The organism is Enterobacter sp. JBIWA003 (genome assembly GCF_019968825.1).
Lineage (GTDB): Bacteria > Pseudomonadota > Gammaproteobacteria > Enterobacterales > Enterobacteriaceae > Enterobacter > Enterobacter quasiroggenkampii.
On record NZ_CP074170.1, the window covers coordinates 2,452,637 to 2,468,483 of the forward strand.

General features: G+C 41.6%; 23 protein-coding genes. 14 read left to right on the plus strand and 9 right to left on the minus strand.

Annotation, left to right across the window (positions count from 1 at the left end; all coding sequences use genetic code 11):
- Positions 1 to 38: 38 nt before the first annotated feature.
- The 5 genes from KGP25_RS11780 to KGP25_RS11800 all read right to left on the minus strand — a co-directional run bounded on the left by KGP25_RS11780 (position 39) and on the right by KGP25_RS11800 (position 2,728).
- Entirely contained in the window at positions 39 to 482 is a 444-nt protein-coding gene (locus tag KGP25_RS11780; protein ID WP_196346338.1) for a PACE efflux transporter, read from the minus strand.
- Positions 483 to 763: 281 nt separating this feature from the next.
- Complete coding sequence (locus tag KGP25_RS11785) at positions 764 to 1,135, minus strand: hypothetical protein (RefSeq protein ID WP_096645245.1); 372 nt, start codon at positions 1,133 to 1,135, stop codon at positions 764 to 766.
- A 45-nt stretch (positions 1,136 to 1,180) separates the two neighbouring features.
- A complete protein-coding gene (locus KGP25_RS11790; RefSeq protein WP_000218697.1) occupies positions 1,181 to 1,648 on the minus strand; it encodes a hypothetical protein in 468 nt (155 codons plus the stop codon).
- Between the two features lie 111 nt (positions 1,649 to 1,759).
- A complete protein-coding gene (locus KGP25_RS11795; RefSeq protein WP_000089313.1) occupies positions 1,760 to 2,182 on the minus strand; it encodes a hypothetical protein in 423 nt (140 codons plus the stop codon).
- A 99-nt stretch (positions 2,183 to 2,281) separates the two neighbouring features.
- Positions 2,282 to 2,728 carry a helix-turn-helix transcriptional regulator gene (locus KGP25_RS11800; protein ID WP_000527682.1) on the minus strand — a complete coding sequence of 149 codons (447 nt, stop codon included), beginning with the start codon at positions 2,726 to 2,728 and terminating at the stop codon, positions 2,282 to 2,284.
- 171 nt (positions 2,729 to 2,899) lie between these two features.
- On the opposite strand from KGP25_RS11800, the gene KGP25_RS11805 reads away from it, so the two are divergent.
- The 9 genes from KGP25_RS11805 to KGP25_RS11845 all read left to right on the plus strand — a co-directional run bounded on the left by KGP25_RS11805 (position 2,900) and on the right by KGP25_RS11845 (position 9,490).
- Positions 2,900 to 3,952 carry a phage/plasmid replication protein, II/X family gene (locus KGP25_RS11805; protein WP_000568109.1) on the plus strand — a complete coding sequence of 351 codons (1,053 nt, stop codon included), beginning with the start codon at positions 2,900 to 2,902 and terminating at the stop codon, positions 3,950 to 3,952.
- Between the two features lie 11 nt (positions 3,953 to 3,963).
- Complete coding sequence (locus KGP25_RS11810) at positions 3,964 to 4,281, plus strand: DNA-binding protein (RefSeq protein WP_223540511.1); 318 nt, start codon at positions 3,964 to 3,966, stop codon at positions 4,279 to 4,281.
- Between the two features lie 2 nt (positions 4,282 to 4,283).
- Positions 4,284 to 4,535 (plus strand): membrane protein, encoded by a 252-nt coding sequence (locus tag KGP25_RS11815; protein ID WP_000381239.1) that lies wholly within the window; start codon positions 4,284 to 4,286, stop codon positions 4,533 to 4,535.
- Between the two features lie 34 nt (positions 4,536 to 4,569).
- Positions 4,570 to 4,803 carry a hypothetical protein gene (locus KGP25_RS11820; protein WP_000473544.1) on the plus strand — a complete coding sequence of 78 codons (234 nt, stop codon included), beginning with the start codon at positions 4,570 to 4,572 and terminating at the stop codon, positions 4,801 to 4,803.
- A 214-nt stretch (positions 4,804 to 5,017) separates the two neighbouring features.
- The gene (locus KGP25_RS11825) at positions 5,018 to 6,580 is read left to right on the plus strand and encodes a hypothetical protein (RefSeq protein WP_223540556.1); all 1,563 of its coding nucleotides are present in this window, start codon (positions 5,018 to 5,020) and stop codon (positions 6,578 to 6,580) included.
- A gap of 12 nt (positions 6,581 to 6,592) precedes the next feature.
- On the plus strand, positions 6,593 to 6,880 hold the full coding sequence (locus KGP25_RS11830) for a DUF2523 domain-containing protein (RefSeq protein ID WP_000467041.1): 288 nt from the start codon (positions 6,593 to 6,595) through the stop codon (positions 6,878 to 6,880).
- Positions 6,881 to 6,883: 3 nt separating this feature from the next.
- Entirely contained in the window at positions 6,884 to 7,909 is a 1,026-nt protein-coding gene (locus KGP25_RS11835; protein ID WP_001007923.1) for a zonular occludens toxin domain-containing protein, read from the plus strand.
- Positions 7,909 to 9,153, plus strand: coding sequence for a type II secretion system protein GspD (locus tag KGP25_RS11840; RefSeq protein WP_000722137.1), 1,245 nt, complete (start codon positions 7,909 to 7,911; stop codon positions 9,151 to 9,153). The genes KGP25_RS11835 and KGP25_RS11840 overlap by 1 nt, the downstream gene beginning before the upstream one ends.
- Before the next feature lie 88 nt (positions 9,154 to 9,241).
- Entirely contained in the window at positions 9,242 to 9,490 is a 249-nt protein-coding gene (locus tag KGP25_RS11845; protein WP_223540512.1) for a hypothetical protein, read from the plus strand.
- 537 nt (positions 9,491 to 10,027) lie between these two features.
- Here KGP25_RS11845 and KGP25_RS11850 read toward each other — a convergent pair.
- The 4 genes from KGP25_RS11850 to KGP25_RS11865 all read right to left on the minus strand — a co-directional run bounded on the left by KGP25_RS11850 (position 10,028) and on the right by KGP25_RS11865 (position 11,992).
- Positions 10,028 to 10,399, minus strand: coding sequence for a hypothetical protein (locus KGP25_RS11850; protein WP_096645245.1), 372 nt, complete (start codon positions 10,397 to 10,399; stop codon positions 10,028 to 10,030).
- 45 nt (positions 10,400 to 10,444) lie between these two features.
- Positions 10,445 to 10,912, minus strand: a complete 468-nt coding sequence (locus KGP25_RS11855) for a hypothetical protein (protein ID WP_000218697.1) — start codon at positions 10,910 to 10,912, stop codon at positions 10,445 to 10,447.
- Between the two features lie 111 nt (positions 10,913 to 11,023).
- The gene (locus tag KGP25_RS11860; RefSeq protein WP_000089313.1) at positions 11,024 to 11,446 is read right to left on the minus strand and encodes a hypothetical protein; all 423 of its coding nucleotides are present in this window, start codon (positions 11,444 to 11,446) and stop codon (positions 11,024 to 11,026) included.
- Positions 11,447 to 11,545: 99 nt separating this feature from the next.
- Entirely contained in the window at positions 11,546 to 11,992 is a 447-nt protein-coding gene (locus tag KGP25_RS11865) for a helix-turn-helix transcriptional regulator (protein WP_000527682.1), read from the minus strand.
- A 171-nt stretch (positions 11,993 to 12,163) separates the two neighbouring features.
- Between KGP25_RS11865 and KGP25_RS11870 the strand changes: the two genes are divergently transcribed.
- From KGP25_RS11870 to KGP25_RS11890, 5 genes are all read left to right on the plus strand, one after another.
- Entirely contained in the window at positions 12,164 to 13,216 is a 1,053-nt protein-coding gene (locus KGP25_RS11870; protein WP_000568109.1) for a phage/plasmid replication protein, II/X family, read from the plus strand.
- Between the two features lie 11 nt (positions 13,217 to 13,227).
- Complete coding sequence (locus KGP25_RS11875) at positions 13,228 to 13,545, plus strand: DNA-binding protein (protein WP_223540511.1); 318 nt, start codon at positions 13,228 to 13,230, stop codon at positions 13,543 to 13,545.
- 2 nt (positions 13,546 to 13,547) lie between these two features.
- Positions 13,548 to 13,799: a membrane protein gene (locus KGP25_RS11880; protein WP_000381239.1), complete on the plus strand. Its 252-nt coding sequence runs from the start codon at positions 13,548 to 13,550 to the stop codon at positions 13,797 to 13,799.
- Between the two features lie 34 nt (positions 13,800 to 13,833).
- Positions 13,834 to 14,067, plus strand: a complete 234-nt coding sequence (locus KGP25_RS11885) for a hypothetical protein (RefSeq protein ID WP_000473544.1) — start codon at positions 13,834 to 13,836, stop codon at positions 14,065 to 14,067.
- A gap of 214 nt (positions 14,068 to 14,281) precedes the next feature.
- The gene (locus tag KGP25_RS11890) at positions 14,282 to 15,844 is read left to right on the plus strand and encodes a hypothetical protein (RefSeq protein ID WP_223540556.1); all 1,563 of its coding nucleotides are present in this window, start codon (positions 14,282 to 14,284) and stop codon (positions 15,842 to 15,844) included.
- Positions 15,845 to 15,847: the final 3 nt, after the last annotated feature.

Here is a 15,847-nt window from a genome sequence, read left to right on the forward strand (position 1 = left end):
AATATGATCAAGGGCGTGCCTATGTGACAGATGTCTCGCTACAGAGCAGACCGTTTCCGCCCAACAAATGTCCAGCGCAGGTAGTCGTAGAGCCAGTTAAACAGCATCGTGTACGGCAGGAAAAACAGTACAAGACCGATCTCTACAAAAAAAGCCTCCGTCACCGTTAAATTCAGCATCACCATTGCCACAGGAATTAACGTTATGATAAGGCCAACTTCAAAACAGGCCGCATGGAGCGCGCGGACCAGAAATGTTCTTTCAAATCGGTATGTTTTCTGAAGAGAGTCAAAGAGTTTGTTAAACACAAAATTCCAGGCCGTGGCGGTTAGCGCGGATATCACGGACAGCGAGCCTGACTGGAGTACCGACACGTTCATCAGCCAGGCAAGCGACAGCGCGATGATAACGTTAGCCGTCACTTCAAAAATGACCGCGTGGAAAATCCTTTCTCTGACACTTTTATCTAATTCAATTTCCATAAGTTTACGGCAGCAGTGGTCAAAGGCTGAAGTATATCAAACGTCTTTCAACCATGTGTAAACGCAGATGTTGGGTTGTGTGGGTATCATGTCAGCATGAACGCGTGAAAAGGCGACTGCACGAGCTCGGAATGGTCCAGGACAATTACGACCGAATACATCCAGATTTTGAGGAATCATACATTGGTGCGCATAATGTACGACTCGTTATGTTGAAAAGGCCGCTGCGAAAATCGAATCCCGCAGCGGCCTCTTTAGCATAACGTCATTATGCGAACCAATTATAGTTTATTCGTAACCAGCATTTTTTCAGTCGCTATACCACCATGGATAAATCCATATTGGAGCAACCATTTTTGTAATGCGTTCACATCTTGGAATAACGCTTCAACACCACTAGGCTTTGATAGATAAGCAGCAAGATTTCTCTCTGTGCTTTCAAATGGGTCATCAACTTCCATATTAGGATTATTATTGATAAATACGTACTCACCACTTTCATTTTTTTGTATTGATGCGCTATCAATTATAAGGCTAATGTGTTCATTTATTGCATTAAGCGCTTCAAATTGAATCGTATATGGAAAGTTTCTTAAATAGTGGCTTCTGATTATGTCATATATTCCTTGACGGCTATAAAGTTGATTTTTCATCCTTACTCCTCTACTTGTTTTGCTTCGATATAAAGTGTATTTAAATCAATATGTTATGTGTAAAACAATTTCATTATCATCCTTGAAATCGTCATCCCACATTAGTCTTACAGTAAATTTCCTTGCTCGACCTAACTCTCCTGACGCAATGAGATCGACTGGTTGATCTGTCGCGAGATACTCAAGCGGAAATTTGCTTTTAACGTCACTCATTGATACTGGTGAATTATTATCGGGAAATTCTATTCTTACATTTTTCGCAGAAACCTTCCCTTTATTAATAACTCTTAGTTTATATTCTCTATTTCCTACAGAGACCATGCTTGCACTAATATCAGCTTTCTTTGAACTTTCCAACTCATTTTTTTCTTTAGTAAGTTGGAGGTTCGTTAACCTTTCTTGCGCTTCTATTAACGCTTTTTGTCTTTCATTGAACTTTACGGTTTTAATTGTTGCATAGATTGAGAGAAAAAACGCCAAACCACCAAACACATCGCCAAGAGATACTGTCATTATTTAACCCTTATATGTTTTGACTTACTCTCTATAGTTGATTGCTATTTAACCGCTTGCGGTTCGGGGTTCAGTGACACCCGAACTTTACCGTGGTTTCCCGCGGCGGAGTTACCAGTAATATGACTTTCTTCTGTGCCACCAATAAAGTAGGCCGTATCCGACGATAAGAATCCCGAAGAACATCAGCGACATTCCCCAGCCAGTTCCGTACCACGAAACCATATCATCGAAAACTAACCCGCCCATTTCACGAACTCCGGCTGCTTCCTTAAGAATTGGTTTGAATACCGGAATCAGAAGGGCGATCGCAAGTGGAGCACCCCAGCGAACAAGACCAGTTTCCATTTTGATCCCGAAAAAGATCCCCGCACCGACAACAAGCAACCAGACTATCAGGCCAGGCGCAGTTTCTAGTGCTGTTTGCCATTCAACATCGAAAGTTTTCATTAGCCAGGCAACAACTGCCAGACAGAAAGCAAATACGCCCACGACAACCAGTTCAACGCCGCTTGTTTCGTTATTTCTACTCATCCTTTTGATCCTTTTTCGCTATTCAAAACTCGCACAATAAAGAACGTGCAGTGTTGGTAATACTGCACGTTTGTCTCATTCCTGAGACTGTTAATCCTTTTACTCTTCTCCAGACACCGCTTTTTTCATAAACATTTTAGTACTGTAAGTGTATGAACTTAAGGCAGAAACTTGCCTTGCGAGTGCCAGAATATCTTGTTTTTCCAGTGTCCTGATGTTCCACACGATGAAATTATGTGCGTTAGTGGTTTCTTCATCAGTATATCCATCCGCAGAAGTGATTAGCTTCCGCTCGGTAGCTTCTTCTTTAACATCAAGAGCATAGCCATAAGCTAAGGTGTTTAAGTCTGCACCCGTAATTTTAGCTATCTGAATGATGTCACTGAATTTAGGTTCAGTTTTGCCGGACGCTATCCTGACCAGCGTACTCACGCTAATGCCAGTCTTCTCGGCCAGTTCTTCATAAGTCGAGTGTTCCAGAATTACCTTTTTGATACGTTCTGCTCTCTGTTTGTCCGCCATAACTTCATGCTCATTGTTGCCCATCTCCTTGGCTCCATCTTAACAGTGGTTTTTCAATAGTTAGATTTGATGCTCATTTCTGACAATTTAAACATTGCAAATGTATTGACTGTCAGATCTGAGCATATTACATTGTGACCATTCAATCTGCTCACAAATGACTATTGACACATATTTTGATGGGTGTGACTACTTATGATCGACTGGTTTACCGGAATCCTGCCTTGCACACACCGACCGTTACCGGCTGGTAGTGTCGTCAGCGTCGATGCTGACGGTGCAGTGGAGTGGGAAACAGTAAAACGGTTGACCGTTCGCGGTTCGCATGAGTCCACAATGAAAGTAAGGTCTGTTGGATCTGATGGTGAAGGTCGGGCAACACATCTCTACATTGACGGTAATCCATCAAAGTTTTTGCAAGGTCACTCTGTTATCGGTTCCGACGATTTGCAAGGGTTGGTGTTAACAGCTTACGCCAGAATATTGGCATTACTGCATATTCCTCATGATCTACCATCCTATCGGCAGGTCATGAAAGGGCAATTTAAGATCTCGCGCATCGATATCAATTACATGTATTCATTGTCAACATTAGAAAATGTCCGCGCATGGTTATATGCCGCAGAATTTAAAGCTAAAACTCGCCACGGTCGCGCCTGTAGTAAAGGTGGCACTGTTTACTTAGGGAAAAACTCCCGTCGTTGGAGCCTGAAATTTTATTCAAAATATGATGAGCATACATCTGGCAAAAAAGGGCACCAGATGGCAGACGAATTCGTTAAAGCTGGTTTACTGGACTGGTCAAAAGATAAATTACGCATTGAATTAACATTAAGAACAACTGAATTAATTGACTTGAATCTTACGCTTGGTAATAGCTGGAATATTGAGACGCCCAATAAATTATTCTCTGACTATGTAGGGAGAATAGAAATGAATCAAAATACTATATTAACTGATGAAAAAATAATTAATCTCCCAAGAAAAATACAGTCTACATATTTATTGTGGAAGCAGGGCGCGAACATGAAAGAGATGTTACCGAAACCTACATTCTACCGACACCGTAAAGAATTACTTTCTTTCGGAATAGATATTAACTTTTATTGTGAGTCACCGGATTCTAATAACGTTGTTCCGTTGGTTCGTACTCTTGAAGCCAAACCAGCCAAAATTCCATCATGGGTTTATGAGAAAGGTTTAATTTTCGATTATAACCGTATTTCACATGCCAGTAACTGGCATTAAAGGAGAGTGATATGTCTAATTATGGTCTTTTTGTAAAAGGTAAAATGCTTGGTGCTCGCCAGCGTAATAAGGTCAATGGTCAGGGATACTATAGTGAAATTGGTGTTGGCTTAGAGATTCCTGATGGTTTTGGCGGCACTAAGCAAGACCAGATTATTATTCGTGTATCTCAGGCTCTTGTTAATGCCGGTGTAATGAATCAGGCAAATAATTTTATCGGTAAGTTAGTCCAGATACCTGTATATGTTCGCGTCTGGTCAATGGAGGGGAGGGAAGGAGTAACTTATAACATTTCATCAGATGGCGGCATTACTGAAATAAAAGGCTGATTATGGATACATCAGGTTTCGATATTCAGTTTGATAATCATATTCCTGAAAATGGTTACCGTATTGAAGGTTATTTATGTAATGCGAACAATGCAAAAGAATGTCAGGCAATAATGGTACGTTCTGAACCATTTCATCAAATTGATTATTCTGCAATGGGAAATTACTGGACATTAGGTTTTGGCTCTGTCCTGCTGCTCTGGCTTTTTTCTGTAGGTGTGGGACAGGTAATAAAGATGGTTCGTACTGCTTGAATGCGAACCTTTAAAATGTAATGGAGATAGAGTTATGTTTAAAAAAATCGTTAGTTTTCTGGCTGTACCTGCATTAATGGCTGTTTCTGGCGCGACTTTCGCTGCAGAAGGAGCGGCATCAAGTGGTGTTGATTTATCGCCGCTGACGAACAGCATTGATTTCAGTACAGTTCTGGTTGCGATTATGGCCGTTGCTGCTTCACTGGTAACACTTTATGCCGGTGTCGCTGGCGTTCGCTGGGTATTGCGTACCGTTAAATCCGCATAAATTCATTATTCATGGGCGATGCAATATCGCCCGTTTTACTTGAGGTTATTATGGAGATTGAATTATGGAAATTGGGTTCCCTTTTATGGGGGATCGTCTCAGCTTATGTCGTTATTCTTGGGCTAAGAGGCTGACGGTTTATTCCTTTATTTTTTCCTTTCTCTGGGTTTCCTTTCCCCGATATTCATATTCATTTGTACCAGCAATTGCAGCAGTGGCTGCGCGGGCTGTTATTCCTAAAGTCGTTGGCCGGGTGCTTGTTCGTCGCTTTGCTGCCAATGATGCGATTTATACGGCATCACAGCTTACAGCAACCCGTGTTTTTGTTGGCCGCGCTGCGGCTAATGCTGCCGAATACTTGCCTGCTGCCTCATCATACAAAATGAGCGGTGTTGCAACGTGGGCGGGTATTGCTGCTGCTGTATCATCTTTTGTTCCGTCTTCTTTGAGTTCATCTGACGGCTCGGTAATGGTAATGACTAACGGTAAAAAGATTTCCGATAATTTATATGAAGTAACGTACAGTGGTCAAAGTGGTGAAAGTAAGACGATAACCGTTAATTTTGAACCACAGGAATTAAGTCCGGTAATCCTTCATGTTAGTCGTAATAATGTGGATGCGGGTTCTCCAGTTGTAGGTGTTGAAACAGGATATTCCACGCCAGATAATGCACTTTATTATTATCAGGATTCGAAAGAGCTAATTTATTACTATGGTGATAATCCAACTGAAATTGCCAGAAATTATCTTAATGACTATAACTCGCGTACTTATACTGAAACACTAACGAATTTTGAACGCACTGTGACGAATAAAGTTGTCAACAGTAATGGAGATGTATCCTTTACTAAACAGAATTATAAGTTTACTTATCCTTCCTCATTTTATGAAATTCCTGAGATTACACACTTGTATAGCAACCCGGCCGCATCTTCATTTCCCGCAGGTATTCCCATGTATGAAAATGTAGCAGGGCTTCCCATGTATTACAGCGTTGCTTATTTAACAGCAGGAAAGCAATATCAGTATCACAACACGCCTTGTAAAACGACTAATCAGTCAAATGGTGGATATTCGACGATTTGCGCCGTTCCTGAAAAAGAGGATTACACCGCAAAAGATATTGATGAAAAGAGTGAGCTTACTATCTGGACCAATACCAAATATAAAGCCATGACGGAAGTACTGGAGGCCGGAAATATTGAGTCCATGATTGATTATCTGGAGTATCTTGATAGTGTTAGTGTATCGCCAGCACTTCTTGCCGACATGATTAACGAGCTGTGGTCTGAAGCTGCCGTTAATGCCGATTATAACGGCTTACCGTTTAAAGAGGTTTCACCGGCTGAAGTAACTTCTGCGATGTCGGAACTTAGGCTATCTCCAACGTTATTAGATATGCTTTCACCTGTATCTGACAGTGCAGGGGCTGACGTCAATATTGATATTACCATTAATAACAACTCAGGATCTGACACTGGAAATAATGGCAATATAGATTTGGGAGAAGATCCCGGTGTAAAAGAGCCTGAGCTTGAAGAAACGCCAACGGCAAGAGATATTTTAACGCCAATTATTAACTTGTTGCCTTTTACAAACGAATTTAACATCGGCTCTCGTTCAGCATCCTGCCCCGTTGTTGAATTCAGCGTGTTTAATCACCAGTACAGAATTGACTCCCATTGTCCGTTAATTGAGCAGAACAGAAGCGCCGTAGAAACCATATTTCTGATTATATGGGGATTTGTTGCGCTCCGTATTATTCTGAGTGCCTAAAGGAGTGCAACTATGTTTGGGATTCTGATTAGTGCATTAAATACTTTGTTAGGTTTTGTATTCCGGTCATTGATTATTAAATTCGTCGTATTCTTTGCGCTGTATTTTGTAGTCCAGGGCTTCGTTGAAATCCTTGTTGAGTTACTGCCAGATTCAAGCAATCTCTCATCGCTGTTTGCCAATTTATCAGACGGATTCTGGTACTTCATTAACCTGAGTAAATTACCACAGGGGATTAGTATGATTATCTCCGCAATGGCTACTCGTTTTATTATTCGACGTATTCCTGTTATAGGGTGAGTTATGGCTATTTCTGCATATATTGGCATACCCGGCTCAGGAAAAAGTTATGAAGCCGTTTGCAATGTCATTATTCCGGCATTTACCAGCGGCCGGAGAGTTGTGACGAACATTTATGGTTTACAAAAAGATAAAATCACCGAACGTTATCCTGATGCAACGGGAGAAATTATTGTTGTGGATAATGATGATGTGCTTAAAGCAGATTTCTTTCCTTTTAAAGGTGGGGAAGGGAGCTTTTGCCAGTTTGGTGATTTAATTGTTATTGATGAAGCATGGCGAATCTTCGGTAGCGATAAGGATATGACGGCTGAGAAGAAATCATTTATTGCTGAACATCGTCATTTTACGCACCCTGAAACGGGTATTAGCTGTGATTTGGTTATTGTAAATCAGTCACTTTCTAATATTGCTCGCTTTCTGAAAGACAAAATAGAAACAACTTACCGGATGCGCAAGCTGAAAGCGTTGGGCCTGAATAATCATTACTGCATTGACGTATATTCAGGCCACAAAATCTATAAAAGCAACCTCGTCACCAGTTATCGCAATAAATATAACCCTGATATTTTTGAACTTTACAAAAGCTATGAAGGAAATAACGGTAATGAAAAGCAGACAGATAAACGCCAGAGCATCTGGAATTCTGGCAAAGTCAGGTTCTTTCTTGTGCTTTTTCCATTGATGTTTATCGGGTCAGGCTGGCTGATTTACTCATTTTTCAGCACGTTTGGCCGAAGCGATCCCTCGCCAGATTTGACTACAACAGATGTACGTGATGCGGCCATGTTTCGTTCTTCCGCTGCTACTCCAGCACCAGATACTCCCTCAGAACCAGCTGAACCGCCACTTTCAACCGAGTGGCGTATATCAGGGAGAATGACCAGTGAAGGCAGGGCGTTTGTGATTCTTGTTAACGGTGCCGGTGTTTTGCGTGCCGTTCCTGCATCCAGTTTTAATTATAAAGGGATGTTGATGAGCGGAATTATTGATGGTGAGCGTGTGACGCTTTATACGGGGAAAAAATAATGAAAAAGATTTTACTCGCATTAACGCTACTATTTTCTTCATGTGCTTTCGCAGGGTCAGAGCTTGAATTAAATAAAGTCAAGCTACCGGAGGCTATTTCTCTTATTTACAGTGAGGTGCTTAAAGTCCCGTATATGCTAGATCCACAGCTTGTTAATGATGAACGAATGATTACATTCAGGTTAACATCTGATATTGATGAACGGGAATTTGTAACCCGTTATCTTGGCAATATGAACATTCGAATATGGACGAAAAAGGGTGTTGATTTTATCGCGCCCTATACGCCGAAAGAGCCGGTTAAGCCACGTTATACATGGACTTATACGCCTCAGTACCGTTCTGTTGCCTACCTGTCTGATATTCTTGGCGGCTACGTTTCAGGCTCCTTCAATAACAGTGGAGCCGTGATTTCTGACGATTCGCTAAAAGGTTCATCAGGGGCAAGCAACTACATCAATCGAACCGGTGATATTCTGGTTTATTATGGTACGAAAGAGGATATCGCCATCCTGAAAACACTGGTCACTTCGCTGGATACGATGAGTGATGAAGTGGTTGTTTCTGGTTATGTTTTTGAGGTTCAGACCTCGCAGTCTGACGGCTCCGGCATTCTTTTAGCGGCTAAAATTCTGTCTGATAAATTCAATATTTCAGTTGGTGCTGCCGGACTGGATAATTTTATCAATATTCGAACCGGCTCCATTGATGCCATTTTCAATCTGCTGAAAACCGACAGTCGTTTTACTGTTGTCAGTGCGCCACGACTGCGGGTAAAAAATAATGCATCAGCGTCTTTTTCAGTCGGCTCTGATGTGCCAGTACTGGGCAGTGTTACGGTGAATAACAATACGACAACGCAATCCGTTGAATATCGTTCCAGCGGTGTTTTGTTTAACGTGACGCCATCAATCAAAAGTCGGACAATGGATCTCAAGATTCAGCAGCAGCTTTCCAACTTTGTGACCACTGAAACCGGCGTCAATAACTCGCCAACCCTTATCAAGCGTGATGTAACAACCGAAGTCAGCCTTGCAGATGGTGATATTATTTTACTTGGTGGCCTTGCTGAACAGAAAGACAGTAAGGCCAGTTCCGGCTGGAGCTTCTTCGGTTCCCGTACCAGTGAAAGCAACAAGACTGATATTATGGTGATGCTTCAGGTCAGAAAGGTTGACCGGAGCAGGGCGACGCCCCGCAGCGCCGCGAGGAGCGGTGAACTGTTCCGGGACAACCTGAACTGATTGTATGGATTTTTATTATGGCGTTAACTTTTATGGGGTATGAACAGTACGACATCTTCTAGGTATTCAGTTACTTAGAGGATTTATTATGTCTGTAAAAAATAAGGCGCGTGACCGACTTCCCGGTGGCCGCCTTAAGTCTTATCGTCGTGTAGGTTCACATTTTGCCAGTTGTGCCAGATGGTTTGATAAATCGCCGTCCTGGTATCGCAATATGATGATGACCAGGCCTGAGCGCCTTGAAGTCAGAAGGCTTCTCAATCAGGTAATGCGTGGTCATGATGCTGACGGCATTGCTTTTCCGGTCAGTCATCGTCCGTTTGTTTATTGGTGGTGAATTTCGTACGCACGAAATTTCACGCATAAACACCAGACAAAAAATCGTTAACTGTCTGTTTTGAAAGATAACGCCGGTCAGTGACAAAACTTGTTTTGTTGCTGTCCGGGGTTGGCCAAGCCGTACAGTTTCCATTTTCAGCGTTATGGCTGATTCGGCGCGGCAGCATTCATCGGGCCTTATCATGGAAAAATTCATGACACATCAGGAGCATGGTGATGGCACTGAAGAAGTGGTGTTTGATTCTCGTGTATCAGGTACAGATTTACCAACTAACTGGATGAACAGGCCTGATTGGTGAGGTCAGGCCGTTCACTTACTGCTGACAGACATTTGATTCTGATTCGTTTGGAGAAACGGATGATTTTGAATCACTGTCGATAGTAGCCAGTTGACGGCCAGTGTCAACGATTCCCGCCAGATTCTGCCATCCTTACCATTGGTGCGCATAATGTACGACTCGTTATGTTGAAAAGGCCGCTGCGAAAATCGAATCCCGCAGCGGCCTCTTTAGCATAACGTCATTATGCGAACCAATTATAGTTTATTCGTAACCAGCATTTTTTCAGTCGCTATACCACCATGGATAAATCCATATTGGAGCAACCATTTTTGTAATGCGTTCACATCTTGGAATAACGCTTCAACACCACTAGGCTTTGATAGATAAGCAGCAAGATTTCTCTCTGTGCTTTCAAATGGGTCATCAACTTCCATATTAGGATTATTATTGATAAATACGTACTCACCACTTTCATTTTTTTGTATTGATGCGCTATCAATTATAAGGCTAATGTGTTCATTTATTGCATTAAGCGCTTCAAATTGAATCGTATATGGAAAGTTTCTTAAATAGTGGCTTCTGATTATGTCATATATTCCTTGACGGCTATAAAGTTGATTTTTCATCCTTACTCCTCTACTTGTTTTGCTTCGATATAAAGTGTATTTAAATCAATATGTTATGTGTAAAACAATTTCATTATCATCCTTGAAATCGTCATCCCACATTAGTCTTACAGTAAATTTCCTTGCTCGACCTAACTCTCCTGACGCAATGAGATCGACTGGTTGATCTGTCGCGAGATACTCAAGCGGAAATTTGCTTTTAACGTCACTCATTGATACTGGTGAATTATTATCGGGAAATTCTATTCTTACATTTTTCGCAGAAACCTTCCCTTTATTAATAACTCTTAGTTTATATTCTCTATTTCCTACAGAGACCATGCTTGCACTAATATCAGCTTTCTTTGAACTTTCCAACTCATTTTTTTCTTTAGTAAGTTGGAGGTTCGTTAACCTTTCTTGCGCTTCTATTAACGCTTTTTGTCTTTCATTGAACTTTACGGTTTTAATTGTTGCATAGATTGAGAGAAAAAACGCCAAACCACCAAACACATCGCCAAGAGATACTGTCATTATTTAACCCTTATATGTTTTGACTTACTCTCTATAGTTGATTGCTATTTAACCGCTTGCGGTTCGGGGTTCAGTGACACCCGAACTTTACCGTGGTTTCCCGCGGCGGAGTTACCAGTAATATGACTTTCTTCTGTGCCACCAATAAAGTAGGCCGTATCCGACGATAAGAATCCCGAAGAACATCAGCGACATTCCCCAGCCAGTTCCGTACCACGAAACCATATCATCGAAAACTAACCCGCCCATTTCACGAACTCCGGCTGCTTCCTTAAGAATTGGTTTGAATACCGGAATCAGAAGGGCGATCGCAAGTGGAGCACCCCAGCGAACAAGACCAGTTTCCATTTTGATCCCGAAAAAGATCCCCGCACCGACAACAAGCAACCAGACTATCAGGCCAGGCGCAGTTTCTAGTGCTGTTTGCCATTCAACATCGAAAGTTTTCATTAGCCAGGCAACAACTGCCAGACAGAAAGCAAATACGCCCACGACAACCAGTTCAACGCCGCTTGTTTCGTTATTTCTACTCATCCTTTTGATCCTTTTTCGCTATTCAAAACTCGCACAATAAAGAACGTGCAGTGTTGGTAATACTGCACGTTTGTCTCATTCCTGAGACTGTTAATCCTTTTACTCTTCTCCAGACACCGCTTTTTTCATAAACATTTTAGTACTGTAAGTGTATGAACTTAAGGCAGAAACTTGCCTTGCGAGTGCCAGAATATCTTGTTTTTCCAGTGTCCTGATGTTCCACACGATGAAATTATGTGCGTTAGTGGTTTCTTCATCAGTATATCCATCCGCAGAAGTGATTAGCTTCCGCTCGGTAGCTTCTTCTTTAACATCAAGAGCATAGCCATAAGCTAAGGTGTTTAAGTCTGCACCCGTAATTTTAGCTATCTGAATGATGTCACTGAATTTAGGTTCAGTTTTGCCGGACGCTATCCTGACCAGCGTACTCACGCTAATGCCAGTCTTCTCGGCCAGTTCTTCATAAGTCGAGTGTTCCAGAATTACCTTTTTGATACGTTCTGCTCTCTGTTTGTCCGCCATAACTTCATGCTCATTGTTGCCCATCTCCTTGGCTCCATCTTAACAGTGGTTTTTCAATAGTTAGATTTGATGCTCATTTCTGACAATTTAAACATTGCAAATGTATTGACTGTCAGATCTGAGCATATTACATTGTGACCATTCAATCTGCTCACAAATGACTATTGACACATATTTTGATGGGTGTGACTACTTATGATCGACTGGTTTACCGGAATCCTGCCTTGCACACACCGACCGTTACCGGCTGGTAGTGTCGTCAGCGTCGATGCTGACGGTGCAGTGGAGTGGGAAACAGTAAAACGGTTGACCGTTCGCGGTTCGCATGAGTCCACAATGAAAGTAAGGTCTGTTGGATCTGATGGTGAAGGTCGGGCAACACATCTCTACATTGACGGTAATCCATCAAAGTTTTTGCAAGGTCACTCTGTTATCGGTTCCGACGATTTGCAAGGGTTGGTGTTAACAGCTTACGCCAGAATATTGGCATTACTGCATATTCCTCATGATCTACCATCCTATCGGCAGGTCATGAAAGGGCAATTTAAGATCTCGCGCATCGATATCAATTACATGTATTCATTGTCAACATTAGAAAATGTCCGCGCATGGTTATATGCCGCAGAATTTAAAGCTAAAACTCGCCACGGTCGCGCCTGTAGTAAAGGTGGCACTGTTTACTTAGGGAAAAACTCCCGTCGTTGGAGCCTGAAATTTTATTCAAAATATGATGAGCATACATCTGGCAAAAAAGGGCACCAGATGGCAGACGAATTCGTTAAAGCTGGTTTACTGGACTGGTCAAAAGATAAATTACGCATTGAATTAACATTAAGAACAACTGAATTAATTGACTTGAATCTTACGCTTGGTAATAGCTGGAATATTGAGACGCCCAATAAATTATTCTCTGACTATGTAGGGAGAATAGAAATGAATCAAAATACTATATTAACTGATGAAAAAATAATTAATCTCCCAAGAAAAATACAGTCTACATATTTATTGTGGAAGCAGGGCGCGAACATGAAAGAGATGTTACCGAAACCTACATTCTACCGACACCGTAAAGAATTACTTTCTTTCGGAATAGATATTAACTTTTATTGTGAGTCACCGGATTCTAATAACGTTGTTCCGTTGGTTCGTACTCTTGAAGCCAAACCAGCCAAAATTCCATCATGGGTTTATGAGAAAGGTTTAATTTTCGATTATAACCGTATTTCACATGCCAGTAACTGGCATTAAAGGAGAGTGATATGTCTAATTATGGTCTTTTTGTAAAAGGTAAAATGCTTGGTGCTCGCCAGCGTAATAAGGTCAATGGTCAGGGATACTATAGTGAAATTGGTGTTGGCTTAGAGATTCCTGATGGTTTTGGCGGCACTAAGCAAGACCAGATTATTATTCGTGTATCTCAGGCTCTTGTTAATGCCGGTGTAATGAATCAGGCAAATAATTTTATCGGTAAGTTAGTCCAGATACCTGTATATGTTCGCGTCTGGTCAATGGAGGGGAGGGAAGGAGTAACTTATAACATTTCATCAGATGGCGGCATTACTGAAATAAAAGGCTGATTATGGATACATCAGGTTTCGATATTCAGTTTGATAATCATATTCCTGAAAATGGTTACCGTATTGAAGGTTATTTATGTAATGCGAACAATGCAAAAGAATGTCAGGCAATAATGGTACGTTCTGAACCATTTCATCAAATTGATTATTCTGCAATGGGAAATTACTGGACATTAGGTTTTGGCTCTGTCCTGCTGCTCTGGCTTTTTTCTGTAGGTGTGGGACAGGTAATAAAGATGGTTCGTACTGCTTGAATGCGAACCTTTAAAATGTAATGGAGATAGAGTTATGTTTAAAAAAATCGTTAGTTTTCTGGCTGTACCTGCATTAATGGCTGTTTCTGGCGCGACTTTCGCTGCAGAAGGAGCGGCATCAAGTGGTGTTGATTTATCGCCGCTGACGAACAGCATTGATTTCAGTACAGTTCTGGTTGCGATTATGGCCGTTGCTGCTTCACTGGTAACACTTTATGCCGGTGTCGCTGGCGTTCGCTGGGTATTGCGTACCGTTAAATCCGCATAAATTCATTATTCATGGGCGATGCAATATCGCCCGTTTTACTTGAGGTTATTATGGAGATTGAATTATGGAAATTGGGTTCCCTTTTATGGGGGATCGTCTCAGCTTATGTCGTTATTCTTGGGCTAAGAGGCTGACGGTTTATTCCTTTATTTTTTCCTTTCTCTGGGTTTCCTTTCCCCGATATTCATATTCATTTGTACCAGCAATTGCAGCAGTGGCTGCGCGGGCTGTTATTCCTAAAGTCGTTGGCCGGGTGCTTGTTCGTCGCTTTGCTGCCAATGATGCGATTTATACGGCATCACAGCTTACAGCAACCCGTGTTTTTGTTGGCCGCGCTGCGGCTAATGCTGCCGAATACTTGCCTGCTGCCTCATCATACAAAATGAGCGGTGTTGCAACGTGGGCGGGTATTGCTGCTGCTGTATCATCTTTTGTTCCGTCTTCTTTGAGTTCATCTGACGGCTCGGTAATGGTAATGACTAACGGTAAAAAGATTTCCGATAATTTATATGAAGTAACGTACAGTGGTCAAAGTGGTGAAAGTAAGACGATAACCGTTAATTTTGAACCACAGGAATTAAGTCCGGTAATCCTTCATGTTAGTCGTAATAATGTGGATGCGGGTTCTCCAGTTGTAGGTGTTGAAACAGGATATTCCACGCCAGATAATGCACTTTATTATTATCAGGATTCGAAAGAGCTAATTTATTACTATGGTGATAATCCAACTGAAATTGCCAGAAATTATCTTAATGACTATAACTCGCGTACTTATACTGAAACACTAACGAATTTTGAACGCACTGTGACGAATAAAGTTGTCAACAGTAATGGAGATGTATCCTTTACTAAACAGAATTATAAGTTTACTTATCCTTCCTCATTTTATGAAATTCCTGAGATTACACACTTGTATAGCAACCCGGCCGCATCTTCATTTCCCGCAGGTATTCCCATGTATGAAAATGTAGCAGGGCTTCCCATGTATTACAGCGTTGCTTATTTAACAGCAGGAAAGCAATATCAGTATCACAACACGCCTTGTAAAACGACTAATCAGTCAAATGGTGGATATTCGACGATTTGCGCCGTTCCTGAAAAAGAGGATTACACCGCAAAAGATATTGATGAAAAGAGTGAGCTTACTATCTGGACCAATACCAAATATAAAGCCATGACGGAAGTACTGGAGGCCGGAAATATTGAGTCCATGATTGATTATCTGGAGTATCTTGATAGTGTTAGTGTATCGCCAGCACTTCTTGCCGACATGATTAACGAGCTGTGGTCTGAAGCTGCCGTTAATGCCGATTATAACGGCTTACCGTTTAAAGAGGTTTCACCGGCTGAAGTAACTTCTGCGATGTCGGAACTTAGGCTATCTCCAACGTTATTAGATATGCTTTCACCTGTATCTGACAGTGCAGGGGCTGACGTCAATATTGATATTACCATTAATAACAACTCAGGATCTGACACTGGAAATAATGGCAATATAGATTTGGGAGAAGATCCCGGTGTAAAAGAGCCTGAGCTTGAAGAAACGCCAACGGCAAGAGATATTTTAACGCCAATTATTAACTTGTTGCCTTTTACAAACGAATTTAACATCGGCTCTCGTTCAGCATCCTGCCCCGTTGTTGAATTCAGCGTGTTTAATCACCAGTACAGAATTGACTCCCATTGTCCGTTAATTGAGCAGAACAGAAGCGCCGTAGAAACCATATTTCTGATTATATGGGGATTTGTTGCGCTCCGTATTATTCTGAGTGCCTAAAGG